The organism is gamma proteobacterium symbiont of Axiagastus rosmarus (genome assembly GCF_059730925.1).
This window is the reverse complement of the sequence record NZ_AP035925.1, coordinates 1560350-1585187: the sequence shown is the minus strand read 5'-3', so window position 1 is coordinate 1585187 and position 24838 is coordinate 1560350. Positions and strand designations below refer to the sequence as shown.

Annotated in this window: 17 protein-coding genes; 4 read left to right on the top strand and 13 right to left on the bottom strand. The window is 57.0% G+C overall.

Annotated features, from left to right (window positions below; genetic code table 11):
* Window positions 1-117: 117 nt before the first annotated feature.
* From AC6I8F_RS07245 to wbaP, 8 genes are all read right to left on the bottom strand, one after another.
* On the bottom strand, window positions 118-2328 hold the full coding sequence (locus AC6I8F_RS07245) for a phage tailspike protein (RefSeq protein WP_282954584.1): 2211 nt from the start codon (window positions 2326-2328) through the stop codon (window positions 118-120).
* A 69-nt stretch (window positions 2329-2397) separates the two neighbouring features.
* Window positions 2398-3432 carry a glycosyltransferase gene (locus AC6I8F_RS07240; RefSeq protein WP_021509330.1) on the bottom strand — a complete coding sequence of 345 codons (1035 nt, stop codon included), beginning with the start codon at window positions 3430-3432 and terminating at the stop codon, window positions 2398-2400.
* Between the two features lie 155 nt (window positions 3433-3587).
* Entirely contained in the window at window positions 3588-4340 is a 753-nt protein-coding gene (locus AC6I8F_RS07235; RefSeq protein WP_058757293.1) for a glycosyltransferase family 2 protein, read from the bottom strand.
* Window positions 4341-4410: 70 nt separating this feature from the next.
* Window positions 4411-5328: a glycosyltransferase family 2 protein gene (locus tag AC6I8F_RS07230; protein ID WP_282954585.1), complete on the bottom strand. Its 918-nt coding sequence runs from the start codon at window positions 5326-5328 to the stop codon at window positions 4411-4413.
* A gap of 407 nt (window positions 5329-5735) precedes the next feature.
* Window positions 5736-7913 carry a tyrosine-protein kinase Wzc gene (gene wzc, locus AC6I8F_RS07225; RefSeq protein WP_021509327.1) on the bottom strand — a complete coding sequence of 726 codons (2178 nt, stop codon included), beginning with the start codon at window positions 7911-7913 and terminating at the stop codon, window positions 5736-5738.
* Window positions 7914-7925: 12 nt separating this feature from the next.
* Window positions 7926-8360, bottom strand: a complete 435-nt coding sequence (locus tag AC6I8F_RS07220) for an arsenate reductase/protein-tyrosine-phosphatase family protein (RefSeq protein ID WP_021509326.1) — start codon at window positions 8358-8360, stop codon at window positions 7926-7928.
* Between the two features lie 9 nt (window positions 8361-8369).
* The gene (locus AC6I8F_RS07215; RefSeq protein ID WP_031280061.1) at window positions 8370-9500 is read right to left on the bottom strand and encodes a polysaccharide export protein; all 1131 of its coding nucleotides are present in this window, start codon (window positions 9498-9500) and stop codon (window positions 8370-8372) included.
* 299 nt (window positions 9501-9799) lie between these two features.
* Entirely contained in the window at window positions 9800-11233 is a 1434-nt protein-coding gene (gene wbaP, locus AC6I8F_RS07210; protein WP_058757291.1) for an undecaprenyl-phosphate galactose phosphotransferase WbaP, read from the bottom strand.
* A 789-nt stretch (window positions 11234-12022) separates the two neighbouring features.
* Between wbaP and AC6I8F_RS07205 the strand changes: the two genes are divergently transcribed.
* Window positions 12023-13591, top strand: a complete 1569-nt coding sequence (locus tag AC6I8F_RS07205) for a TerC family protein (protein ID WP_498028678.1) — start codon at window positions 12023-12025, stop codon at window positions 13589-13591.
* A gap of 118 nt (window positions 13592-13709) precedes the next feature.
* Here the strand turns inward: AC6I8F_RS07205 and asmA are convergent, their stop codons facing one another.
* The 3 genes from asmA to udk form a co-directional block, all read right to left on the bottom strand.
* Window positions 13710-15509, bottom strand: coding sequence for an outer membrane assembly protein AsmA (gene asmA / locus AC6I8F_RS07200; protein ID WP_498028677.1), 1800 nt, complete (start codon window positions 15507-15509; stop codon window positions 13710-13712).
* A 59-nt stretch (window positions 15510-15568) separates the two neighbouring features.
* Entirely contained in the window at window positions 15569-16150 is a 582-nt protein-coding gene (gene dcd / locus AC6I8F_RS07195) for a dCTP deaminase (RefSeq protein ID WP_021509321.1), read from the bottom strand.
* Between the two features lie 120 nt (window positions 16151-16270).
* Window positions 16271-16909: a uridine kinase gene (gene udk / locus AC6I8F_RS07190; protein ID WP_498028676.1), complete on the bottom strand. Its 639-nt coding sequence runs from the start codon at window positions 16907-16909 to the stop codon at window positions 16271-16273.
* Between the two features lie 229 nt (window positions 16910-17138).
* Between udk and AC6I8F_RS07185 the strand changes: the two genes are divergently transcribed.
* The 3 genes from AC6I8F_RS07185 to yegD all read left to right on the top strand — a co-directional run bounded on the left by AC6I8F_RS07185 (window position 17139) and on the right by yegD (window position 22086).
* On the top strand, window positions 17139-17750 hold the full coding sequence (locus AC6I8F_RS07185; RefSeq protein ID WP_021509320.1) for a phosphatase PAP2 family protein: 612 nt from the start codon (window positions 17139-17141) through the stop codon (window positions 17748-17750).
* A gap of 343 nt (window positions 17751-18093) precedes the next feature.
* On the top strand, window positions 18094-20658 hold the full coding sequence (locus tag AC6I8F_RS07180; protein ID WP_394521590.1) for a diguanylate cyclase: 2565 nt from the start codon (window positions 18094-18096) through the stop codon (window positions 20656-20658).
* A gap of 75 nt (window positions 20659-20733) precedes the next feature.
* Window positions 20734-22086: a molecular chaperone gene (gene yegD / locus AC6I8F_RS07175; protein WP_021509318.1), complete on the top strand. Its 1353-nt coding sequence runs from the start codon at window positions 20734-20736 to the stop codon at window positions 22084-22086.
* A gap of 115 nt (window positions 22087-22201) precedes the next feature.
* On the opposite strand, the gene AC6I8F_RS07170 is transcribed toward yegD, so the two are convergent.
* Both AC6I8F_RS07170 and AC6I8F_RS07165 read right to left on the bottom strand, forming a co-directional pair.
* Window positions 22202-23536 (bottom strand): carbohydrate porin, encoded by a 1335-nt coding sequence (locus AC6I8F_RS07170; RefSeq protein ID WP_021509317.1) that lies wholly within the window; start codon window positions 23534-23536, stop codon window positions 22202-22204.
* Between the two features lie 221 nt (window positions 23537-23757).
* Window positions 23758-24720: an aldo/keto reductase gene (locus AC6I8F_RS07165; RefSeq protein ID WP_498028675.1), complete on the bottom strand. Its 963-nt coding sequence runs from the start codon at window positions 24718-24720 to the stop codon at window positions 23758-23760.
* Window positions 24721-24838 lie beyond the last annotated feature (118 nt).

Genomic DNA, 24838 nt, shown 5'->3' with positions numbered 1-24838 from the left:
CCGCGCCCTGCATCGCCGGTATACGGTGCGCATAAATGCGCACCCTACAAGTCCTGTGCGCGATGATGAGAAGTGCACAGACGTAGGGTCGCCATTCATGGCGACCGCCGCTCACCCTCACGACTTCAGCGCAAAATACGGCAGCGCCACCTGCTCGCCGTTGATCACCACTGAAACAAACCCCTTCGGCTGGCGCGTATCCACCTCTTCGGGCTTGAGCGCGCGCGACGCCAGCAGCAAATCGCCCTGCTCATTGCCGCCGATGCCGGCTTTACCGTTGTGCAGGCTAAACCGCTGCGGGGCCGGCTGGCTGCCGCTGGTCGGAGTGCCCTGCGCCATGGTGGCATCAACGCGCGCACAGCGGCCGGTGAGGAACCGGTCCTTGGCGGTGCTCTTAATCAGCACCACCGCCGTCGGCGTCCAGCCCGCCAGTTTGACGAACACTTTGCTATCGGTATCGCTGCGCGCATCGATGCGCACCTCCAGCACCGGCGAACTGCCTTCCGCGGACCAGCTGGCTTCCGCCTTGCTGGTTTTGCGCTGCAGATGAATCACCGCGCGACCGCCGGTCTGTTTACCGCCCATCACGTCGAGCAGCGGCTGTTTGTCGCTGCCGTTGCTGAACTGCGACTGACCAAACAACTCGATCTCCCAGCTGTCACCCACGGTGGGCGAGTAAAAATTCCCCAGCTCGAACCAGGTGGCCTGATTGGTGTTGTTGGTCAGACGGAAACGCGACGTGATGTAGTTGTATTTCAGGCTGCCGTCGATGGCCACGCCGTAAGACTCCACCCGCGTTGAGCCCATCTCCCAGATATTCAGCCAGCGCTCGCCTTCCAGCGAGTTATCGATCCAGCTGCCAGACTGCAGATTGGTCTGGCGCATGTTGAGGCGGGAATTGCGCGCGTTCAGCGGGTTTTTGCAATCTTCCAGGCTCAGCGCATCAATAATCCACTGGCCGTTCGAGATGTCGCCGGGGTGCTCACTGTGCTCAATCCAGCCGTTATGAATGATCGACTGGCTGCAGCGCGGCAGGTTAAGTACCATGCCGCCGGTACAGCGCTGGGCGTTGAAGTTCGACAGCTCAATCGCCGTACTGTGGTCCCACGCACCCTGCTTCTGTCCGGACCAGCTGGCTTTGATCACGTCACCGGTACAGGTGTCGGCGTACCACTGGTCGATTTTGCAGTCCAGCGTATCCAGCAGGCTGATCGAGGTGCCGCCGACGCGGTTGAAGCGCAGGCAGGCACCGCGGAAGAACTGGCCGCCCGGACAGGTGTTGCGGAACAGCCCCTGTTTGTTTGGCCGCTTGTCGTTCTGACCGTTGAAGATTAGGTTGGAGATTTCGGTCCAGCGCGCATTCACCTGGAACAGGAATTCGGAACGACCGTCAGATACCAGCGTGGTCGCCGGGAAATAGCCGAAGTTAACCATCGCGCCGGAAATGCGGAAGAAGCGCTGCTGCTGATCGCCAAAGTCACAGCCGGTCACGAAGAAGGTGCCTGCCGGAAACTGCACGCAGATCTGCTGGTTAGCCTTGAGCGACCACTGATACATGGCTTTTATCGCCGGTGCCGTATCGGTTTTGCCGTCGGCGATGGCGCCGAAGTCAAACAGCGTCAGGCGGTTGAAATCTTCCACCACGCGGCGCCAGTAGAACCCGTTGCCGCTGAAAATCACGCCGCCATCATCTTCGCCTTCGCCATACACGCCGACGAACTCGCCGCCGCCCACTTCCAGCCCTTCGTGCCAGCTTTTCAGCTTGATTTTCGCCCCGGCAAACAGCGGTCGGGTTTTACGCAGCTCTTCCACCGACGGTATTTCGCCGATCAGCTGATAGCCGTTCGGCTGCGCCAGGCGCTGGCTGAAGTTGCTGGCGTTCGGGCGCGACACGTCGCTGATGGAAAACAGCGTATTGCCCTGGTTATCTTCCACCACCATCGAGTGCGCGGGATTGGCGATTAACGCGGCGTTATCGTGAATAAACTGGGCAAAGTTGCCTTTATTGAGCGCAATGGGCTGGCTCACCTGGGACACCTTACCGCTGGCGTCGCGCAGATACACCGGAATCTGGTTGCCGGCCTGGCTGGCATCTTTGCCTGCTGCGCCAATCCACAGTTTGCCCTCAAAGTTCTGCCAGAACTGCGGTGGCATGGTATAGACATTTTCCGGCGTCAGAATCGGCACATCGCCCGGCGGGACGCTGGAGGCATCAACCGCTTTCAGCGCCGGCTGACCACTTTTGGCGGCGTAACTGGAAAACGCGCTCACCGACAGCGCGGCAACAATGGAGGAGGCTGCAGTTTGCAAGACTTCTCTTCTTTTCATGCTAACAATCCCGTGGTCATGGGGCCGCATGGCGGCCGAAAAGGTATCCCCGAGGCACGATAAAAGTGGTTACACCAGCGCCAGCCAGCTCTGTTTGATCTGATTACCGTCAAACTTCAGCGCCGTCTCTTTGGTCTTTTCGCTCATGGCAAAGAACAGGCGATCGTCGCTGGCCAGCTGCTCCATGCGCGCCAGGAATGTGGCTTTGTCGTTCATTGGCACCAGGAAGCCATCTTCGCCGTGGTTGATGATCTCCTGCGGTCCGGTCGGACAGTCATAGGCCACCACCGGCAGCGACCAGGATTTGGCTTCCAGCAGTACCAGCGGCAATCCTTCATAACGTGAGGTCATCAGCGCCATGTCGCTGTCGCGGTAGTAATCATTGATATTGCTGACTTTGCCGACAAAGTTAACGCTGCCGGTGATGCCCAGCGCCGCGGCCTGATCGTGCAGCTGCTGGCGCAGTTCGCCGTCACCGGCGATCACCAGCTTCCACTCCGGGTGTTTTTTGCTGAAGTCGGCCCAGATATCCAGCAGCAGGTCAAAGCCCTTCTGGTTATCGAGGCGGCCTACCGCCAGCGCCTGACGGCTGCGCGTCTCGCGCTGCCAGGATTTGTACACCACCGGATTAGGAATTTGCTGGCTGGGGATATGCCAGCGGGTGAAGACCTGATGGTCTTTGTCAGTCAGCACGATCACCTGATCGTAGTAGCGCAGCAGCAGCCACTTCAGCAGTTTGATCGGCTTGCTGAACGAGTTGATGGCGATGTGCTCGCAGGCGTAGGCTTTGAAGGTTTTTTTCTTCATTGCCATCAGGTTCCAGAAGGCAAACATCACGCTCAGGCGCCCCATACTGATCAGGAATACGCTGTCGAAGCCCTCCTGATGGATGCGCGCCACGGCACTTTTAATCGGGTTGCTGTGGCCTTCGAAGCTGACAATCTCTTTCACCCGCTCAAACGGGTAAAAGGTTTTGCCGTGCCCTTCAAGCGAGTAAATGGTGACGGCATGCTCTTCACCGAGGCACTCCGACATGAAGTTGCAGATGTTCTCCGTGCCTGCGTAGGAGTAGGCATCCTTAATAACCAAAACAATCTTTTTCATCTGATACTTTTCACCTCAAATTGCTCAAATCCAGACCCAAGTCATTTGCGTTGCCGCAAGGCGGCAAGTGCGTTCATTCCCGGGAGCTTACTCAAGTAAGTGACCGGGATGGACGTGCGCAGCCAACGTAGCGGCAGCGCGAAGGACACAGGGTCTTAGCGATGTTTAAGGGTGAAAAGAACCCCATTCACCATATACCAGCCGTAATAGTAATAGATTTTTAAAGGATTGTTTTTATAGATAATTCTTAATAATTCGAGGTGCCATTTCGCCGCTTTATTTTTGTTACGCGACAGCGAATCGCCCAGCTCGTAGTAGTTGACCAGCGTCTTCTGGATCACCCGGGCTTGTTTGTAGCGGAGGAACAGCTCATAGAGGAACAGGAAGTCTTCATGGCCTTTACGCTGGAAGAAGATGCCCTGTGGCGGACGTCGGAAACACACCGAGGAGAAGCAGACGCGATACTGCTTCTTCACGAAGTTTTCCTGCTGCAGATAAGGTTTGTGGTAGTTGATGTCGTGATCGGCGGTTTTGGTTTTGTAGTGATAATGGGTGATGACGAAGTCGTCACCGGCGGCCAGCGCCGCGGCCTGCTCGGCCAGTTTCTCCGCGTGCCATTCGTCATCGCTGTCGAGAAACGCAATGATCTCCTCTTTGGCCGCGCGCAGGCCCACGTTGCGCGTTTCCGCCGCGCCGAGGTTGACCTCGTTGCTGAGGATAGTGATGCGCGCGTCCTGGCAGTGCTCGCGCACAAAAGCGAGTGAATCATCGGTGGATTTATCATTGACCAGGTAGAGATGCCAGTCGCTGTAGGTCTGATTCACGATCGACTCAACCGCACGCAGCACGGTGTTGCGCGCGTTGTACATCGGCATCACGATACCGATGGTGCCAACATGATTTGTCATTTGTATACCCGGAGTGTCAGGAACCGAAAAAATGCTCCCGCTGCGGGAGCAAGTGAAAGTCATAAATCGATCAGGAAACCGCTCTTCGCCCCGTGAAGCGCGACTTCAGCTTATCGACCAGGCGATTGATGAAGTAGGCGCGGTTATCACGGTTGGTGAGGAAGAAGTGGCGCGCAAAACTGACGCTGGCCAGCAGCGAATTGCCATCCATTTTGTAGCGCAGCGGCAGCTTGAACGCTTTGTAGGTATGGATATCGCGCGCCGTCAGGTGCGGCTTCATGGTGTCGAGCCAGAAGAAGGAGTACTTCACCGACTCGCCTTTGTGTTTGGAACCAAATTTGGTCACCAGATGGTAGGTCGCCAGCGGTTTGGCGATCATCACAAATTCATAGCCCATGCGGTCGGCGCGGATGCAGAAGTCATAATCCTGATGGCGAATATAGCGCGCATCAAACTGGATTCTGGCGGCATCTTCGCGTTTCAGCACGATGGTACTGGTCTGGATAAAGCCGTAACAGCCAAACAGGTACTCCGCCACGGTCTCATTTTTCCCCGGCGGCTGCATCGGCATCACTTTGAGGAAGCTGCCGTCCTGATGAATATTGACCTGGCTGAAGATGACATAGCGCGATTTACCCTGCGCTTCCAGCTTGCGGATGGTATCGCACACTTCCAGCAGCTTGTCCGCGTGCCACTCGTCGTCGGCATCGAGGAAGCTGATGAAGTCGCCCTGCGCCAGTTCAATACCTTTGTTGCGCGCGCCGGCGCCGTTGAGTTTGACCTCAGACAGCTCCAGTTTGATGTCCAGATCCTGATAGCGCTCGCCGCGTACCACCTGCGCCAGTTCCGCGGCATCGGCGGATTTGTCATCCACGATGATGACTTCAAAGTTGCGATAGGTTTGCGCTTTGACGCAATCCAGCGTCGTGACAATCGATTTCGACGCGTTATAAGCGGGAATTACAATTGAGAAGCGGATGTCCTGCATTGCCAGCACCTCTTAAACAGCTGTTCCAGATTCAACGGTAACGCGAGCGGCCTGTAGAAAGGAATCGGCTTTGTTCTGAAAAATCATGCCGTTAGTATTCTTTTTCAATAAGACTTTTCGTACCGTCACGGAAATACCTAAGATTGTGCTGTGTGTATGTTGGATGGTGCAAAACGCACCGAAAAATTTAGTCGCCATGCATGGCGTTATGTTCGAGAAAGCGGTTTGCCGGTCGCCATGAATGGCGACCCTACAGCCTCGGGCACGGTTCTGACCGTCAGTGCATTTATGCGCACCAGCAAAGAGGTCAATTCTCCTGCACCGTCCACGTAGGGTGCGCATTTATGCGCACCTCGCTAACGCATTTTAGTCATAAAAAGGGGCGGAAAATCCGCCCCCGATGTTGCTTAGCTTTTGCTCTCTTTGCCGTATTCGTAGTTGTAATAGTCGTAGCCATAACCATAAGCATTCGACGCTTTACGGACCACGGCGTTGAGGATGACGCCTTTAATCTCGATACCGTTCTGGGCGAAGCGCTTGTAGCTGACATCCAGCTCTTTGGTGGTGTTGGTTTCGAAACGCGCCACCATCAGCGAGGTACCGGCCAGCTTACCGATGATGGAAGCGTCGGTCACAGCCAGAATCGGCGGCGTATCGATCAGCACCAGGTCATAGTTCTTGCTCGCCCAGTCCAGCAGCTCCTGCATGCGACGATGCATCAGCAGCTCAGACGGGTTCGGCGGCACCTGACCGCGCGGCAGGAAGTCAAAACCGTACACGCCCTTCTGAATCATCGCCGGCGAGAACTCGCTCTTGCCTGACAATACGTTAGACAGGCCGGTCTTATTGTCCGCACCCAGCAGCTCGTGGGTATAGCCGCGACGCATATCACCATCGATGAACAGCACGCGCTGACCTGCTTTGGATACCAGCGTCGCCAGGTTGGCACAGATAAAGGTTTTACCAATACCCGGGCTGGCACCGGTGATCATCAGGATATTGTTTTTCGCTTCCATCATGGCGAAGTGCAGGCTGGTGCGCAGGCTACGAATCGCTTCGATGGAGAGGTCTGTCGGGTTACCCAGCGCCAGCAGCGTGTTGTGCGGATCCGACTTCTCTTTGCTGCCGCGTCGCGCCAGCGCTTCGGTGTCTTTCTTACGCTGCCACTCGGAGAGCGGTACGCTGGCATAGACGTTCATGCCCAGCTCTTCCAGCTGCTCCGGATTGTCGATACCGTGGTGGAACAGTGCTTTCAGCAGCACCAGACCAACCGACAGCATCAGACCAACAATCAGGCCTGCGACAATAATCAGCAGTTTCTTCGGTGCCACCGGGCTGGTGCTGGTTTCGGCACGGTCGATGATGCGCACATCACCCACGGTGCTGGCCTTGCTAATGCCCAGCTCCTGCTGACGGTTCAGCAGCTGCATGTAGATTTCCTGACCGGCCTGCACATCACGCGTCAGACGCAGAATCTCCTGCTGGGTCTGCGGCATGGCCGAAATTTTCTTGTTCAGCTGCGCCTGTTCCGCTTCCAGCGTTTTGCGTTTTTCCAGCAGCGCGCGGTAGGTCGGGTGGTCTTTGGTGAACAGCTGGGAAACTTCGGCTTCACGGAAGGTCAGCTCGTTCAGCTGGCTCTGGACGCTAACGGACGAGTCGAGCGCCGATTTGGCTTCCAGTGACATGTCGACCGACTCGTTCTGACGACGGAAGGTGTTCAGCTTGTCTTCCGCATCGTCCAGCTTGGCACGCACGTTAGGCAGCTGGGTGCGCAGGAATTCGAGGCTCTTTTCCGCCTGCTCAGACTTACGCTCAACGTTCTGCAGCAGATAGTTGTTGACGATCTGGTTCAGCACGCGGCTCGCCTGCTCCTGATCTTCATCCTGGAACTCCAGGCCCAGCACGCCGGTGGTTTTGCCTTTATCGGCGACGGTCAGCGCGCCCAGCACAGTTTTAATCGCCTGCAGGTCGCTCAGCTTGGTAACGCTGAAGCTGGTGCCTTCGTCAGCCTGAATGCCGCTAACCAGCATGGTGACGTCGCCGTGCTGCTCCAGCTGGCCGACGCGGCCTTTGAACAGCTCGTCGCCGTCTTTGCTCACGGTATAGGTCTGCGGACCGGTGACTTCCAGCTCAACGGTACGTTTGTCGATGCTGCGCGGAATTTCCAGGCGTGAAATGGCAATCTGCGCCGGCTTGTTGCCCATCAGGCGCGACAGACCTTTACCGATCACCGGGAAGTAGTTTTGCTGAATGACCGTGTCCAGACCGAGGTCGTTAACGGTTTTACCAATCACCATGCGGGATTCGATGATCTGAATCTCGGTGTCTGATGCTGGCGTGGTCGGAATCACATCCTGTAATTCGTTCAGCACCGAGGCGGTGTTTTTCTGCTCCACCTGCACCATAGCGTCCGCGCTATAGATTGGCGTAGCAAACAGTGTGTAGAGCGTTGCCATCAGCATAAAGAAAGCGGTGACCGCCACGATGATCCAGCGATGATCGATCAGCTGTCCCACAAGATGCGCCAGATCCCATCCATTCGAATCTTCTTTTGGCGCAGTCATAACCTTGTTTTTGATATTCATGGATATTCCCAACTATCGGCTTAGTACGTTAACCCATTTCTGGGTAGCGTTTTCCAGTAACCCGTAAACCTCTTCAAAGGCCTCACGGCTTTTTTTGTACGGATCCGCAATTTCCTGTTGGTTAAGCCAGTGGCCCAGCAGCATGGTCTTCCCCCGCGCGGCCGGATCGATGCGGTTCACCTGCTCAACGTGGCGCTTCTCCATTACCAGAATCAGGTCAAAGTCACGGCACATGCTGGCCGTTAACTGCTGAGCCTCATGACCGTCCAGCGAAACGCCATGTTCAGCGGCGACGGCGCTGGCCGTCTTATCCGCCGGGTGGCCCTTCAGGGCGCCAAGACCGGCAGAAGCGATACGGGTATGCGGAAGTGCGCGTTTAAACAGACGCTCCCCGGTGGGGGAGCGGCAAATGTTGCCGACGCAGACGACTAACACTGACTTAATCATGGTAAAACCTTAGTCCGACCAGTTGCGGAAACGCAGCGCTGCGGAGCTTGCATCGTCGATACCCACGATGGTCGGCAGCAGTCCGGAAATCACGCGGTTCCAGCGGGTGATTGGTGTTGCGGTGACGTAGACAATGTCGTACGGCTCCAGTTGGAATTCGGTGCCCATCACCATCGACGCCGCATCTTTGGTGTTCAGCTGATAGATGTTGGCGATCTTGGTGCGGTTAGCACCGCGAATCGGACGAATGACGAATACGCCGGTGGCGTCAGAGGTGGTTTGATCCATGCCCTGTGCGTTACCCAGCGCTTCAGCCAGCGTCATGCCGCTGCGGTCCATCTTCAGCGTGGTCTGCTGTTTCACTTCGCCCATCACGAAGATCTTCAGATCGTCGTTACGCGGTACGTAAAGGATGTCGCCCGGATAGAGCAGATGGTTCTGGCTCAGGTCGCCGTTTTGCATCAGCGCCTGCAGCGAAATGCGCTGCTCGCGGCCGTTGTGCGTCAGCACCACGTTGCGCCAGTCGGCGTCGGCGGCAAGGCCACCCGCGGCGTTCACCGCATCCAGCACGGTCAGCGGCACGTTGGTGATCGGCTGCTGGCCGGAGGTGGTGACCGAACCAGTCACGTAGGCTTTCTGCGAACGGAACGCGGCCACATTGACATCCACCTGCGGACTTTCAATGAACTGCGCCAGACGACGCGCGATTTCACTGCGGATTTCCGTCACGGTGCGGCCTGCAACGCGCACTTTACCGATGTACGGATAGAAAATGGTACCGTCTGCCTGCACCCAGTTACCGGTGTCGCTGGCGCTACGGTACTGACCGGCCGGCGTGGTCAGCTCAGGGTGATCCCATACGGTGACGTTCAGTACGTCGCCGATGCCAACGCGGTATTGATAGCTCTGAATCTCGTTCTGCAGCAGCGGGTTAGCCTGAGCAACCAGCGGCTTCGGACGCATCTGTTCAACCAGACGCGGCGTCAGAGGGAAGACGTTAACGTATTTGTCGATGTCAAAATTGCTATCCTGTTGCTCAATGACATCTTTTCCGCTAGTGGAAAGGTGCGAACCTGGTTCGATGGTGCACCCGGAGAGGAAAGTCGCGGATACCAGTAACGGTATCAATTTAGTTTTCATTATCATCTGGTTCTTCGCTATCAGTTAATGATTGATAGAGGCGAAAACGCCGCTGTGTAAGCGTCTAACAAAAATAAAGGCAAGGAATTAAACACTGAAACTGAGGTTCATTATCATTAGCTCCCTGGTTTATGTTGTCATCCTGGTTGCAGACGACTTCAATTAAAGTGGGTTATCGTTAAGCGGCTTAATAACCCGCTCTGTTCGGGCTCGATAATGGCAGTTATCAGTTACAGACACTCCCAGCACCGGCAGTTATCAGGCGGGAACGTTATTTCGTCCCCTGCCCTTGCTGTCTATCAATAAGCGCCGTCGCGTTTGAGTACCACGCCGACCGTCTTAAACAGAATCGCGATGTCATTCCACAGCGACCAGTTTTTGACATACCACGAATCGAAATAGACGCGCGTCTCATAGTCAACGTCGTTACGACCGCTGACCTGCCACAATCCCGTCATGCCTGGCTTTGCCATCAGGTAATAATCAACATCACCGGCATAACGGCAGAGTTCATCTTCAATCACCGGGCGCGGGCCAACAAGGCTCATGTCACCGCGCACGACGTTCCACAGCTGCGGCAGCTCATCCAGGCTGGTTTTACGGATGAAATGACCGACTTTGGTAATACGTGGATCGTTTTTCAGTTTGAAATCTTTGTCCCACTCGGCACGGGCTACCGGGTCGGTGCGCAGCACCTCTTCCAGCACCTCTTTCGAGTTAATTACCATCGAGCGGAACTTCAGGCACTTGAACTTGCGGCCATTGAGACCCACACGTTCGTGACCGTAAATCGGTGGTCCGCCATCACGGCCAACCATGAAGCCGAGTACCAGCAGCGCAGGTGACAGCGCGATGATGATGCTGAGCGCGCCGACGATATCGAATGCCCGCTTCAGGACACGCGAGGTGCGTTTCGCCAGGTTGTTATTCACACGCAGAATCATCACTTCATGGCTGAAGATGTAAGCCATATCGGTGCCGTACAGCGGTACGCCGCGCAACGTCGGGATAACCGAGACCGAGCGACAGTTATGCATCGCCAGCATTTTCAGCCAGCGGTCGCGGTGCTGACTCTGCTCGAACTCAACCGCAACGATAAACTGGGTTTCGCTGTTGGTCAGTTGCCACAGCTCCTGCTCGTTATGCAGCACCGGTACACCGGAGATGCTAGCCTGCGGGCAGCTGCCATCGACGTCGAAGAAGGCGATCACATCAAAGCCCATCACTTCTTCGCTCTGCAGCGCCTGCCAGGCTTCCTGCGCGTTACGGTTGCTGCCAATAATAATGGTTTGCTTTTTCCACATACCGAAATGATTCAGCACGCGTTTGGAAATAGCGCGCGCCAGCGGAATCAGCACCAGCGCTAAAATCCACGTTAATACCCAGACAAAACGGGACATCTGCCATTGTGATAATGCTGAAATTGACAAATCGATGACAGAGAAAATGAGAATGGTACGAAAGATCTCTTTCAGCTCAAACCAGAAGGGTTTGCGATAGGTATAATGACGCAGGCGAACCCAGAACCAGCCTGTACAAATTAAGGACAGACAGACATGGGTGGCGATTTTTAAGTTGAGGTCTTTTTCAGAAATATCTGCCAGTGGAGAATCGGCGAACGAATTAATCAGCGCGAGTGCAATAAACAATGCCGCGTTGAAACAAATTAAATCCGAGCACGCCAGTAAAATTTTTGTCAGAAGACTTTTATATGTAAATTCATTATCGCGCATATTTGACTCTTTTATTTTATTTCCCTTAATCCCTAACGCCTAAGCCTGAGTAATTAATGAGCGATGCACTAACTAAACCAGCGAGACAAACTGCGGCGAACTCCCCGGCATTTAGGCCAATTCTCTTTCCAGTTAAGCAAGAAAATTGTGATAAATACCAACAGATTAGTCTGACTTCCTTTTGCCGCAAGGCCAGACAATTCTTAACCTGTGAAAACCACGTCAGGCACGCTACCGCCCTTGGCTGTCGCTGCCAATACCGCTTACAACACCCTATTTTTTTTCCGCGCTTTGTCGCCACGCCGGGAAATACCCGCCTTAACCCGTGCACGATCACAATTCACAACATTAAGAAGCTAAACAGCGCGCTATTAACAACATTGGCGCAGACATTTACTAACACGTTGCTATACTAGTTATTACTGGCTTGTTTACAAGTAGGCCCCGTCTTCCCTGCACTATTTTAGGAAAAAGACTACCAGCCATAAGTATTGATGCCAGCCCCGCCAGGCAATTTCACGCCAAATTTCAGAATAATTCGATACCCGTCTTCAGATTAGTCGCATTAAAAATGTACGCTTTTGCCGCTGGATAAGAATAAATAGTGGTCTTCATCCACACAGGATGTTTATCCATACTTTTCACTTATCGCCCGGCTGAACAAGGTAAGATTAATCCTAATAAGCCGCCAGCCCGCGACTTCCGCGCGGCCGGGGCGTATTTGTACCCTGTCTGACGATTAACTATCATCAGACTAAGCTCATTTTTAGACATTATGGTGATGAAAGTATGTGGGAGTGGATCATCGATCCGTCGCTCTGGGCAGGATTAGTCACGCTAATCGTTCTTGAGCTGGTGCTGGGTATTGATAACCTGGTTTTCATTGCCATCCTGGTGGAGAAGCTGCCGCCGACGATGCGCGACCGCGCGCGGGTGTTCGGCCTGCTGCTGGCGCTGGTATCACGGCTGGTGCTGCTGGCGTCGCTGTCGTGGCTGGTTACGCTGACCCAACCGCTGTTCACCCTCTTCCAGCACAGCTTCAGCGCACGCGACCTGCTGCTGCTGGGCGGCGGTATCTTCCTGTTGTTTAAAGCCACCACCGAACTGAACGCCCGGCTGGAGGGCAGCGACGAGGAATCGGGTCAAAATAACAGCGGTGCTAAATTCTGGCCGGTGGTGGCGCAAATCGTGGTGCTGGACGCCATCTTTTCACTTGATGCCGTCATTACCGCCGTCGGTATGGTCAACGACCTGCCGGTGATGATGATCGCCGTGACCATCGCCATCCTGTTAATGCTGCTGGCCAGCAAGCCGCTGACGCGCTTCGTTAACGGCCATCCGACCATTGTGATTCTCTGCCTGAGCTTTCTGCTGATGATCGGCTTTAGTCTGGTGGCAGAGGGTTTCGGCTTCGTCATCCCGAAAGGCTATCTGTACGCGGCCATTGGCTTCTCGATTGTGATTGAGATCTTTAACCAGCTGGCGCTGTTTAATCGCCGCCGTTTTCTTACCGCCGGACGACCGCTGCGCCAGCGCACCGCCGAAGCCGTGCTGCGCATTCTGCGCGGTGAAGCACAGCGCGCCGATCTGGATGCCGACACGGCATCGCTACTGAGCGATAACCAGGGCGCAGCGCTGTTTAATCGTCAGGAGCGGCGCATGATAATGCGCGTGCTGGGTCTGGGTCAGCGCCAAATCAACAGCATCATGACGTCACGCCATGACGTCGAGCACATCGATCTGAGCGAAGACCCGCAGTCGATCATGGATAAACTCGACCGCAACCAGCATACGCGCCTGCTGATCACCGAACAGGGGCGCGAGCCGCTGGGCGTGGTGCATGTGATCGATCTGCTGCATCAGTCGCTGCACAGTAAATCGCTGGATTTGCGTGCGCTGATTCGCCAGCCGCTGGTGTTTCCCGAGCGCGTCACCCTGCTGCAGGCGCTGGAGCAGTTTCGCCATGCGCGCACCCATTTTGCCTTTGTGGTGGATGAGTTTGGTTCGGTGGAAGGCGTGGTAACGCTGAGCGACGTGATGGAGACCATCGCCGGCAACCTGCCCAATGAAGGGGAAGAGATTGATGCCCGTTACGATATTCAGCCCGCAGAGCATGGCGGCTGGATCGCCAACGGCCATATGCCGCTGGAAGATTTAGCGCTGTACGTGGCGCTGCCGCTCGACGAGAGGCGCAATTACCATACACTGGCGGGATTGCTGATGGATAGCCTGCAGCACGTGCCGGCCGAAGGTGAGGAGTTGCGCGTCGGGGATTATCTGCTGCGCACCCTGCAGGTGGAGAACCATCGGGTGCAAAAAGTCGAGATTGTGCCGGTCGCGCCCGCACCGTCTATTTAACCCGGTGCCGGGGCGTGATTTATCGCGTGTTGCTTAGCTGGTCGCCATAAATGGCGACCCTACACGGAAAGCATCGGTTTTTTGTAGGGTGCGCATTCATGCGCACCGGCATCGGGTTTTATTGCCGCGGTGCAGACTTCTGGCTATCCAGCCACTGATTGAGGCGCGTTTTGGCTTCGCCCTGCAACTGCTGGCGCACCACGTCGTCCACTGGCAGTGAATACTGCAGATTGCCCCAGCTGCCGTACATGCGCAGCGGAATCGGCTGGCCGTTGAGTACTTTCGCCAGCCGGTCGTCGCCCTGCCAGCCGCGCAGAATCATATTAATGGTGACATCCAGCTGCTGCTTCACCACATCCACGTTGCCGTGGGTTTGCAGCGCCAGCCGGCTGCTGCCGCCCTGCAGATCCGGCAGCGTGATGTTGCCCTGCTTCAGGCTGATGCGCCCGCTTAACTGTTCAATTCCCTGATCATCCGGCTGATCGTTACTGACGCGATTGCTGACGCGCGCCACGGCGCGGCGCACCATCTGCTGTAAATTCAGCTGCGCCAGCTGCAGATTAGTCGCTTCCAGTTCTGCATTGCCCTGCCAGTTCTGTTTCGCCTCCGCCACGCTCAGCCCGGCACCGCTGATGTCGCCCTTGAGCGAGACCGTGCCCTGCAGCGAAGCTGGCAGTTCCAGCGCTTTAAGCAGCGGCGCAATGGCAATGCTGCTCAGCTCCGGCTGAAACGCCACCTGCGTGACCGGCTGACGGATATCCACCGAGCCGGGAATGGAAAAGTGGCCGTCACCAAATTTGCCCTGCAGCTTGTTGAGCGTCAGCAGCCCGCGCTGATTGCGGGCGTCAATTTGCAGATTGCTGAGCGTCAGACCGCGCCACACGCTGCTGTCAGCTTCGAGCGTCAGCTGTAAATCCATGCTGTTGAGCGGCGAGTCGGCATTATTGTGCGCGCGCGGCTCAGCGATCACCGGCGTGCGCATCACGTTAGCCTGCTGCGTGGTGCTGTTATCGCTGGCGGGCGCGCTGGCCATCAGGTTATCCAGATTGAGCGAGGTCGCGTGCAGCGCGAGGTTGAGCTGCTGCGGCAGGGCCAGCCGGCCCTCAGCGCTGCCGTCGAGGGCGCTGTCGTTCGCGGTTAACTGCAGCTTGTTCAGCGCAAACTGCTGCTGGTCGCCATCCCACTGCGCCTGCCCGCTCAGCGTGCCCTTGATGCCCTGCGGCGGCAGGTTCGCGCCGTCCAGCGTGTAATCCAGCTCATCCAGCTGGCCGCTGATACGGTGCGGATAGTGCGCTACGTCCATCTGCCCTTTCAGGTTCAGGCTGAGATTACGCTGATTGCGCGACACGCGTGTCGCCAGCTCAACGCTGGCCTGCCGGTTATCGTCCTGATTCAGATTGAGGTTGAGATCGCGGAAGTTGTACTCGTCACCGCCCGGCTGCTGCCAGATGAGCAGGCTATCGGCGATGCGCAGTTTACTGATGTTAAAGGTCCAGCCGTTGCTGGCGGCGATGGCCGGTTCACTGTCGCCCGGCTCAATCGGCGCGCCCTGCGGTTTCTGCACCGCACTGTCTGGCGTGGCGCGAATAATCGCGTTTTTCAGCATCACCTGACTGACGCTCAGCTGATGCGACAGCAGCGGCCACAGATTGACGTCCAGGCGCATATTATCGGCGGTCACCATCGGCTGGCTGGCGCCGGGCGCGGTCAGGCTCATGCGGCCCGCCAGAATGCTGAGCTGCGGCCAGACGTGCCAGCGCAGGTCGCCGCTCACTTCAAGCTGATAACCACTGCGCTGTTTTACCTGCTGTACCATATAGGTACGAAAGTCGTTGGGATTGACCAGCAATACCAGTGCCGTCATGCCCGCTACGACCACCACTAACAGGATGGCCAGCGTGGTTATCAGTCTTCTCATTGCATCCTCATCACCGTCAGATTTCAGGCCGCTGGCGCGAAATCACTCCAGGAGAAACGTTAGTCTTTATCAATACGGCTGGCGTCAGCGCCCTGCTGCCCGCGATATTTGGCGTCTTCGCGGCGATTGTAAGGACGCGCCGCCGGCCCGGACAGCGGTTCAAAGCTCAGTGCGCCAATCAGCATGCCGGGACGCAGCGCCAGCGGCAGCTTACCGGAATTGTAAAACTCCAGCACGATTCGGCCCTGCCAGCCCGGATCGATGCGGTGCGCGGTAACGTGCACCATCAGCCCGAGGCGCGCCAGTGACGAACGGCCATCCAGCCAGCCCACCAGATCGTCGGGGATGGTGACAGACTCCAGCGTCACCGCCAGCGCCAGTTCACCCGGATGCAGAAAGAACGCTTCGCCTTCCGGCAGCACAATCTCATCGCTCATCACGCGATCCAGCGCCGCGCTCACTTCATGCTTTGGACCACTCAAATCTATAAATGGGGCGGTGTGGCCGCTAAAAGTACGGAACTGGTTACCGAGGCGCACATCCACGGTAGCACCGTTGATGCGCTCAACCGGCGGACGGGGATCGATGGCCAGTTTGCCGCTGTCCAGCCAGCTTTCAATATCGCGATCGCATAATCTCATCGCAGAAACTCCATGATTTAAGTGTAGCGAAAGGTGGTCAGGTTGTGACAAACCGTTCGCGTCACGTCCATCCGGACGCACGGTGTCCCGTTCCGGTCCTGCTGAACCGGACGGGCGTCGTCAAAGATACTGGTTAATTTTGGCCTTGAGGATATCAATGGCGATGCGGTTTTTGCCACCGCGCGGCACAATGATGTCGGCATACTGCTTGGAAGGCTCAATAAACTGCAGGAACATCGGACGCACGGTCTTTTGGTACTGGCTCATCACCGAGTCCATCGAGCGCCCGCGCTCGTTGACGTCGCGCTTCATACGGCGCATCAGGCAGATATCCAGCGGGGTATCGACGAAGATCGAGAAGTTAAGCTCCTGGCGCAGCCATGCATCGGTCAGCAGCAGAATCCCTTCCAGAATAATCACTTTCTTTGGCTTCAGGTGAATACACTCGTCGGTGCGGGTGTGCTCAACGTAGCTGTAAACCGGCAGGTCGATATCTTCGCCGGCCTTCAGCGCGCGCAGATGCTGCAGCAGCAAATCGTGGTCCATCGCGCTCGGATGGTCGTAGTTGGTTTTCACCCTCTCTTCCATGGTGAGGTGGCTTTGATCTTTATAGTAGGCATCTTCGGGGATCACACCGATATGCTCGTCACCGACCTGGTCACGGATTTCACGATAGAGCGTGCTGGCAATAAGACTTTTTCCGGATGCGGATGCACCTGCAATGCCAACGATCACGCACTGATGAGACTTGTCAGTCATACTTTTTTAAGACCTGATAACTGGAGCCGGTTTCTGTCTGCACAAAAACAGGCCGATTGAGAGGGTTAGTTGGCGGCAATTATAGGGATTTCACCGGGTTGATGCCAGTGAAAACCGGCGCGCCGCCTTTTCAGACTATCCCGTTTTGCAGCCAGCGGCTTAATCGATACACTGTTTCTCTGCCCGCCGTGTGACTGGCGGGAGCCCGATAGTCGTTGCAAGGAAAAGTATGAGCTGGAGAACCCTGACCTATTTCGGCGACAGTATGTTGCTGATCCCCACTGCGGTGATCATCGCACTGGTGCTGCCGTGGAAAAGCGACAACCGTCGCACCGTCTGGTACTGGCTGCTGGCGTTTGGCCTGGCGGGCCTGCTGGTCAGCATCTCGAAAATTATGTTTCTCGGCTTCGGCATTGGCAGCGCGCGTTATAACTTTACCGGTTTCAGCGGCCATAGCGCGATGTCAGCGACGCTGTGGCCGGTGATGATGTGGCTGATTTCCGGCCGCTGGCCCACGTTCTGGCGCGCTCTGACTATCGGTATCGGCTATCTGATTCCGCTGATGGTGGGATTATCGCGCTTGGTGATCCATGCGCACTCGGTAAGTGAAGTACTGGCCGGACTGATGCTGGGCTTTACCCTGAGCAGCGCGTTCCTGCTGAGCCAGCGCCGCACCGCGCTGAAGGGGTTTAGCGTGGTGCAGGTGGCAGTGGCATTTCTGATTCCGCTGTTGCTGATGGGCCACGGCCGCGTCGCCACCACCCAGCAGTTCCTCGAGCGTTTTTCCGCTGACCTCGCCGGGCTGGAAAAGCCCTTCACCCGCGCCGATTTGTTTCGCTGAGTGCGTTGCGCGGTAAAGGGTGTAAGGTCTGTCCATTACGTTTTGAACACGTTTCATAAATGATTGCACATACGGTAGCGGCGCAATTTATTGCGCGATAAATCGCGCCGCTACAAAATTGTGCAATTTGTCGTGTCCTTACCTGAATCGCTGCAGATCCAGCAGGTGCCATACTGCCAGCAGATTTCACCGTTTTTGTCGGGTGCGCATTCATGCGCACCTGGATGCAGGCCGCAAAAAAACATTTCCGCACAAAGATATCTGACAGATGTGCTAGCATGGATTAAGAGATTGACTGGCGCATTTTTCTTCGAGTAATCAATGCGCGCTGCTGGATTCGTGCATGACTCTTGAGATAGTAACCTCGCAGGATAATCCGCAAAAAAAGTGGCTCAGCGCCCTGCTGCTTTGCGCGCTGGCATTTTTACTGACGCTGTTCTGTCTGGAACTGATTGTCGTCAGCGGCCGCATTTCCCCGCTCTGGTACTCCACCGCGTTAATGACCGTCGTGGTGTTCCGCGCGCCCTCGCGACAGGTACCGCTGCTGCTGGCCAGCTGCGTGCTCGGCACGGCGCTGGCCAATCTGCTGGTGATCGGCCCAGCCCTGAGCAATGTCAAATTCGCCATCCTTAATATGGTGCAGGCCATCCTCGGCGGGCTGATGCTGCGCGCGCTGCTCGACCGCAAAGCCCCGCTCAACTCACTGGCCGACTGGATACGCTTTGCGCTGGCTGCGGGCCTGATCGCGCCGCTGCTGGGCGGCGTGGTGGCGCTATGGATGCTGCACGTCGACGGCCACGCCTCGCTGCCGTTTTTCTCCACCTGGGTGATCTCTGAAGTGATTGGCGTGCTGGCCTTCGGTCCGGTGCTGCTGCTGTGGCCTGATAAACCGCTGCGCCAGCTGATCACGCCGGAACGTCAGCTGGAGACGCTGCTCACGCTGATCGTCACGCTGCTGGCCAGCTATCTGGCGCTACGCTTTCTGCCATGGCCGTTTACCTTTATCGTGGTGATTCTGTTCTGGTGCGCGGTGCGCCTGCCCAAATTCGAAGCCTTTCTGCTGTTTTTCCTTAACGCCAGCTTTATCTCGCTGCTGCTGGCGCTCGACTGGGTCAACCTGGCGCGCAACGATCTGCTGCTCGGCCAGGTTAGCACCTGGCTGCCGTTTCTGCTGGTGCTGCTGCCGAGCCACGTAATGTCGCTGGTGATGGATGCCTTCCAGCGTGAAAAGCACCACATCAGCGAAAGCGAAACCCGCTTCCGCAACGCTATGGAGTATTCCGCCATCGGCATGGCGCTGGTATCACCGGAAGGCGGCTGGCAGCAGGTCAACCAGTCGCTGTGCCGCACGCTGGGCTTCGCGGCGGAAGAGCTGAAAAAACTCACCTTTCAGCAGATCACCCATCCGGACGATCTCAACAGCGACCTGCAGCAGCTGGAGCGGCTGATCGCCGGTGAGATCCTGACGTATACCCTGGAGAAGCGCTATTTCCGCAAAGATGGCGAGATCGTCTGGGCGCGCCTCACAGTCTCGATGGTGCGTGATGCGCGGCTGCAACCGCTCTACTTTATCGCGCAGATTGTGGATATCTCCGAGCTGAAGCAGAGCGAGCAGGTCAACCAGCGGCTGATGGAGCGCATTACGCTGGCCAACGAAGCGGGCGGCATCGGCGTGTGGGAGTGGAACCTGCTAAACGGCGAGATGTTATGGGACAAGCGCATGTACGAGTTATTTGCGCTGGAGCCGCACCGGGTGCCGAGCTACGACCTGTGGCTGCATCTGGTCGATGTTCAGGAACGTGAAGCGGCCGCGCTCACCATTCAGCAGGCGATTGAACGCCGCAGCGCCTTTCAGCTGGAGTACCGCATCAATCTGCCGCAGGGCGTGCGCTACGTGCGCTCCGAGGCCAATAGCATCATCAGCAAGGATGGGCAGATCGAACGCATGCTCGGCATTTGCCAGGACATCACCTCGCTACGTACGCTGAATGAAGCGCTGTTCCAGGAGAAGGAACGTATGGCCATCACCCTCGACTCGATCGGTGAAGCGGTGATTTGTACTGACGATGAGATGCGGGTGACCTTCATGAATCCGGTGGCCGAGACGCTGAGCGGCTGGCCGCAGGCGAAAGCGGCTGGCGTGGCGCTGAGCGAACTACTGACGATTACGCGTGGTGCGCAGGGGCCGCGCGTGGAGAATCTGTTGCTGTGCAGCCTGCCCGCCAGCAAAACCACACCGGACCTGGAAGAGGAGCTGGTGTTGCATACCCCGGATGGTGCCCAGGTCGAGATTCACTACAGCATCACGCCGCTGAAAACCCTGACCGGCAGCGACATTGGTGCCGTAATGGTCATTCATGACGTCAGCGAGTCGCGCCGCATGATGAAACGCCTGAGCTACAGCGCCTCCCACGATATGCTGACGCGCCTGCCGAACCGTCACAGCTTTGAACAGCAGCTGAAGCGACTGGTGAATGACGCCGCCGCGCATCACAGCGAGCACGTGCTGGTGTTTATCGATCTGGATAAGTTTAAAGCGGTCAACGATACCGCCGGCCATGCCGCTGGCGATGCGTTGCTGCGCGCACTGGCCGATCTCATGCAGCAGCACTTGCGCAATAGCGATGTGCTGGCGCGCCTCGGCGGTGACGAATTTGGCCTGCTGCTGCCCTACAGCAATGTTGACCAGGTGCGCGAGGTGGTGCAGGGCATCGTCAGCGCGGTGCATGACTTTACCTTTATCTGGCAGGACCGGCCGTATCACGTCGGCGCCAGCGCCGGTATCACGCAAATCGATCAGCATAACTGCATCAGCAATGTGGTGATGTCGCAGGCCGATGTCGCCTGTTACAGCGCCAAACACGCCGGGCGCGGCCAGTATCAGGTTTACCAGGAAGTTCAGGGATAAACTGCGGCGCTGCCCATTGCCAGCCCGCGTTGGCTGCGCTAAAGTCGCCCCCTTTTTTCTGGCATGGGGGATACAATGTTTATCGGATTCGACTACGGCACGGCTAACTGTTCCATCGCGGTAACGGATAGCGGCACACCGCGGTTACTGACACTGGAAAACGGTCAGCGCCTGCTTCCCTCCATGATTTGCGCGCCCACGCGCGAAGCCATCAGTGAATGGCTGCACCGCCATCATCAGGTCCCAACGCCAGACAGCGAAAGCACCGCGCTGCTGCAGCGCGCGCTGCGTTATAACCGCGAAGAGGATATCGAGGTAACGCCTGCCAGCGTGCAGTTTGGTCTGACCGCGCTGCAGCACTATATGGTTGATCCGGAAGAGGTGTGGTTCGTCAAATCGCCGAAGTCGTTCCTCGGCGCCAGTGGCCTGAAACCCCAGCAGATCGCCTTCTTCGAAGATCTGGTGTGCGCCATGATGCTGCACATTCGCCAGCAGGGTGAAACCCAGCTCGATCAACCGATTGACCAGGCCGTGATTGGCCGGCCAATCAACTTCCAGGGACTGGGCGGTGAAGATGCCAACCAGCAGGCGCAGGGCATTCTGCTGCGTGCCGCACAGCGTGCCGGGTTCCGCGACGTCGAGTTTCAGTTCGAGCCGGTTGCCGCCGGTCTGGAGTTTGAAGCCACGCTGCAGCAGGAGACACGCGTGCTGGTGGTGGATATCGGCGGCGGAACCACCGACTGCTCCATGCTGCTGATGGGGCCGCAGTGGCGTAATCAGTCCGATCGCCGTGCCAGCCTGCTTGGCCACAGCGGCTGCCGCGTCGGCGGTAACGACCTCGATATCATGCTGGCATTCAAAACGCTGATGCCGCTGCTGGGTTTGGGCGGTAACACGCTGAAGGGCACTGCCCTGCCCGCGCTGCCGTGGTGGAACGCGGTGGCGATTAACGATGTGCCGGCACAAAGCGACTTCTACTCGGCCGCCAGCGGTAAGCTGCTGCGCGATCTGGTGCGTGATGCCGAACAGGGCGATAAAGTCGCGCATCTGCTGAAAGTATGGCAGCAGAAGCTGAGCTACCGGCTGGTGCGCGCGGCGGAAGAGAGCAAGATTGCGCTCTCCGATCAGCGCGAGACTGCGGCCTCGCTGGCGTTTATTGCGCAAACGCTGCAGGCGGAGATCAGCGCCGCGCAGCTGGAAGAGGCGATCAATCAGCCGCTGGCGCGCATTCTTGAGCAGGTGCAGCTGGCGCTGGCCAGTTGTGACACCCGTCCGGAGGTGATTTACCTTACCGGCGGCAGCGCCCGTTCGCCGATCCTGCGCGCCGCGCTGCAGCAGGCACTGCCCGACACGCCCATCGCCAGCGGCGATGATTTCGGCTCGGTGACCGCCGGCCTGGCGCGCTGGGCCGAAGTGATGTTCAGATAATTCCCTCTCCCGCTTGCGGGAGAGGGTTAGGGTGAGGGCCAGACAGCTCCGTGCGATTTTCCCCTCACCCTGCCCTCTCCCAAAGGGAGAGGGAAAAGTCACACATTCTGCCAGATTAGAAATTCACGTTCGCACTGATCCCACCCACAAACGCATCTTTCACTTCGCTCACCGCACCCGGTGCCACCACGTATTGCAGGTTTGGACGCAGCTGCAGCCATTTGGTCAGCTGCGCATTGTAATAAACCTCGTAGTTGTACTCGGAACCATCCTGAATCGGCAGATAAGTTGGGCTGTCGAAATCAGTTTCGCCGTTGGCATCATTCTGCTGACGCAGCGAACGGGTATACGCGCTGTTGACGTGAATACGCGCCGCGCCGACGCCAATCTCATCCTGCGGACGCGCATCAAACGGCCCTTTCCAGGTAAAGCTGATCGACTGATAGTTGTCGGTTTTCGAGGTTTTGTGATCGTTCATCACCGCCTGCACCGTCACGCCGAGGCCGCGGCTGGCATCGCCGCCCTGCGCGGTCAACTGCTGCTGTAACAGCACGTAGCCGCCGTAGGCGTGATCCTTGCTCTGATAAGCGCCATCGCGCCAGCTGCCGTAGTTATCGCCGTTGGCCGACGAGTAGTAGTAACCAATGCGGTAGTTACCCGGAAGGTTGGCCGGCCCGAAGGTCGGTTTCCAGCCCAGTTCCACCGGCACCAGATTGCCTTCGGAGTTGCTGGTGTCCAGACGGAAACCGTCACCGCGATCGTAGTTGGCACTGTTCTGGTTGTAGAAGCCCACCTGGAAGAACACTTCCGGCGTGAAGTTAACCTTCACGCGCCCGCCCCACTGGGAAACCGGCCAGTTAAACCAGCGGTCGCCGCGCCAGTTACCCGCCTGGCCGCTGCCGAATGCAAGGTTCTGGAACTTGCTGTCAAAGTTGTCGAAATCTTCCCCGACGGTAACGCGACCGGCTTTCAGGTTGACGGTGTTATCAAACAGCCCTTTGCTGAGCCAGAACTGCGTCAGACGCCAGGTCTGGCCACGTCCGTACACTTCCTGCACCGATGACAGCATGCCGGTACGGCGGTCTGCCACCTGATCGGAGATATTGCGACCGTTACGGTCGGTAATGGTCATCTGGAACTGCGCATCCTGCCAGTCGAGCAGTTTTTGCAGGTCAAGATTCAGGCCAAACGCCCACTGATCGCTGTAGCGCATCGAGGTGTTGGTATCGGCACCGCCGCCCAGGTTCGAGGCACTTTCCATGGTGTAGTTAACGTCGAACTTCACGCCGTCGTTTTCCAGCTGCGTTCGGTTACCGCCCCAGTCGCCAAACATGTAGGGGGAATCGTAGCTGAACGCATCGGCTGCCACCGCCGACGCACTCAACATGGCAAACATCAGGGTGCCCGCTGCCAGGCGAGGCATATGCTGCACTGCTTTTTTTCTGTTCATGATGATTATTCTTCTGTGAATTTCCGGAGAGGAACGGGCAGAGAATAATGCTGAGGTTATGTCAGTTTTTGCAAATCTGTGCGCAGTGAGTGCAAAGGTGACAGTGACTTAACGCAATTGTGACAGCGATCGATGAATGGATATGTTCTGGAGGAAAAAGGCATTTTTTGCGTGGCGAAAAAATTATTACGTGACGGGACGCCGCAGCGTCCCGCTTCGCGTTACGGCTTGCTGGCGCTGGCCAGCTCTTCAATCTCCTGCTTGCTGAGCTCCAGCTCAGTGGCTTTCACCAGCTCATCCAGCTGCTGCAGCGAGGTGGCACTGACAATCGGTGCCGTGATGCTCGGTCGCGCAATCTGCCACGCCAGCGCCACCTGTGTAGCCGAGGCGTCGTGCGAGGCCGCGACATCTTCCAGCGCTTCAATGATGCGCTTACCGCGCTCGTTGAGATATTTTTCTACAATGCCCTGGCCGCGCGCGCTTTTGCTGGCGTCTTCCGGCTTTTTGTATTTCCCGCTCAGGAAACCGCTGGCCAGCGAGTAGTAGTTAATCACGCCGAGACCGTTTTTCACCGCCACCTGCTCCAGTCCGCTTTCATACTCCTGACGATCGTATAGGTTGTACTCCGGCTGCAGGGTTTCATAGCGCGCCAGTCCCTCCTGCTTACTGATGTCGAGCGCTTCCTGCAGGCTCTGCGCGCTGTAGTTGGACGCACCAATAGCCCGCACTTTGCCCTCTTTGATCAGCGAGTCGAAGGCTTTCAGCGTCTCCACCAGCGGCGTGCTGTCGTCATCACGGTGCGCCTGGTACAGATCGATGACATCCGTCTGCAGGCGGCGCAGCGAATCTTCCACGGCCTGGCGGATATAGGCCGGTTTCAGCCCGGTTTTCTCCGGCGTCAGCTCCATGCCTACCTTGGTGGCGAGCACGATACTGTCGCGCTTACCGCTTTTTTTCAGCCATTTACCGATGATGGTTTCCGATTCACCGCCGGCGTTGCCCGGCGCCCAGCGTGAGTAAACGTCTGCGGTATCAATGAAGAACAGCCCCTTTTCCACCAGCGCGTCGAGCAGTGAAAACGAGGTTTTTTCATCGACGGTCCAGCCAAAAACGTTGCCGCCAAACGTCAGCAGCGGCACGCTGATACCGCTGTCGCCCAGCTGACGGGTTTTGTGTTGACGCATGTGATCCTCCTTAGTGAAACGAGACTGGTCTGTCATTCAGCTTAGCAAAGGAAAAAGTCACGCTTATGCGTATTGCTGCCAAAATATTTACTGAATATGAATACTTAGCGTGCCCGGG

What these genes read in the sequence shown, in the direction of transcription:
- AC6I8F_RS07235 (WP_058757293.1), bottom strand. Translation starts at nt 4,340, where the DNA reads ATGACAAATCATGTTGGCACCATCGGTATCGTGATGCCGATGTACAAC.
- AC6I8F_RS07245 (WP_282954584.1), bottom strand. Translation starts at nt 2,328, where the DNA reads ATGAAAAGAAGAGAAGTCTTGCAAACTGCAGCCTCCTCCATTGTTGCC.
- asmA (WP_498028677.1), bottom strand. Translation starts at nt 15,509, where the DNA reads ATGAGAAGACTGATAACCACGCTGGCCATCCTGTTAGTGGTGGTCGTA.
- AC6I8F_RS07230 (WP_282954585.1), bottom strand. Translation starts at nt 5,328, where the DNA reads ATGCAGGACATCCGCTTCTCAATTGTAATTCCCGCTTATAACGCGTCG.
- yegD (WP_021509318.1), top strand. Translation starts at nt 20,734, where the DNA reads ATGTTTATCGGATTCGACTACGGCACGGCTAACTGTTCCATCGCGGTA.
- AC6I8F_RS07240 (WP_021509330.1), bottom strand. Translation starts at nt 3,432, where the DNA reads ATGAAAAAGATTGTTTTGGTTATTAAGGATGCCTACTCCTACGCAGGC.
- udk (WP_498028676.1), bottom strand. Translation starts at nt 16,909, where the DNA reads ATGACTGACAAGTCTCATCAGTGCGTGATCGTTGGCATTGCAGGTGCA.
- AC6I8F_RS07220 (WP_021509326.1), bottom strand. Translation starts at nt 8,360, where the DNA reads ATGATTAAGTCAGTGTTAGTCGTCTGCGTCGGCAACATTTGCCGCTCC.
- AC6I8F_RS07205 (WP_498028678.1), top strand. Translation starts at nt 12,023, where the DNA reads ATGTGGGAGTGGATCATCGATCCGTCGCTCTGGGCAGGATTAGTCACG.
- AC6I8F_RS07215 (WP_031280061.1), bottom strand. Translation starts at nt 9,500, where the DNA reads ATGAAAACTAAATTGATACCGTTACTGGTATCCGCGACTTTCCTCTCC.
- AC6I8F_RS07185 (WP_021509320.1), top strand. Translation starts at nt 17,139, where the DNA reads ATGAGCTGGAGAACCCTGACCTATTTCGGCGACAGTATGTTGCTGATC.
- AC6I8F_RS07165 (WP_498028675.1), bottom strand. Translation starts at nt 24,720, where the DNA reads ATGCGTCAACACAAAACCCGTCAGCTGGGCGACAGCGGTATCAGCGTG.
- dcd (WP_021509321.1), bottom strand. Translation starts at nt 16,150, where the DNA reads ATGAGATTATGCGATCGCGATATTGAAAGCTGGCTGGACAGCGGCAAA.
- wbaP (WP_058757291.1), bottom strand. Translation starts at nt 11,233, where the DNA reads ATGCGCGATAATGAATTTACATATAAAAGTCTTCTGACAAAAATTTTA.
- wzc (WP_021509327.1), bottom strand. Translation starts at nt 7,913, where the DNA reads ATGAATATCAAAAACAAGGTTATGACTGCGCCAAAAGAAGATTCGAAT.
- AC6I8F_RS07170 (WP_021509317.1), bottom strand. Translation starts at nt 23,536, where the DNA reads ATGAACAGAAAAAAAGCAGTGCAGCATATGCCTCGCCTGGCAGCGGGC.
- AC6I8F_RS07180 (WP_394521590.1), top strand. Translation starts at nt 18,094, where the DNA reads ATGACTCTTGAGATAGTAACCTCGCAGGATAATCCGCAAAAAAAGTGG.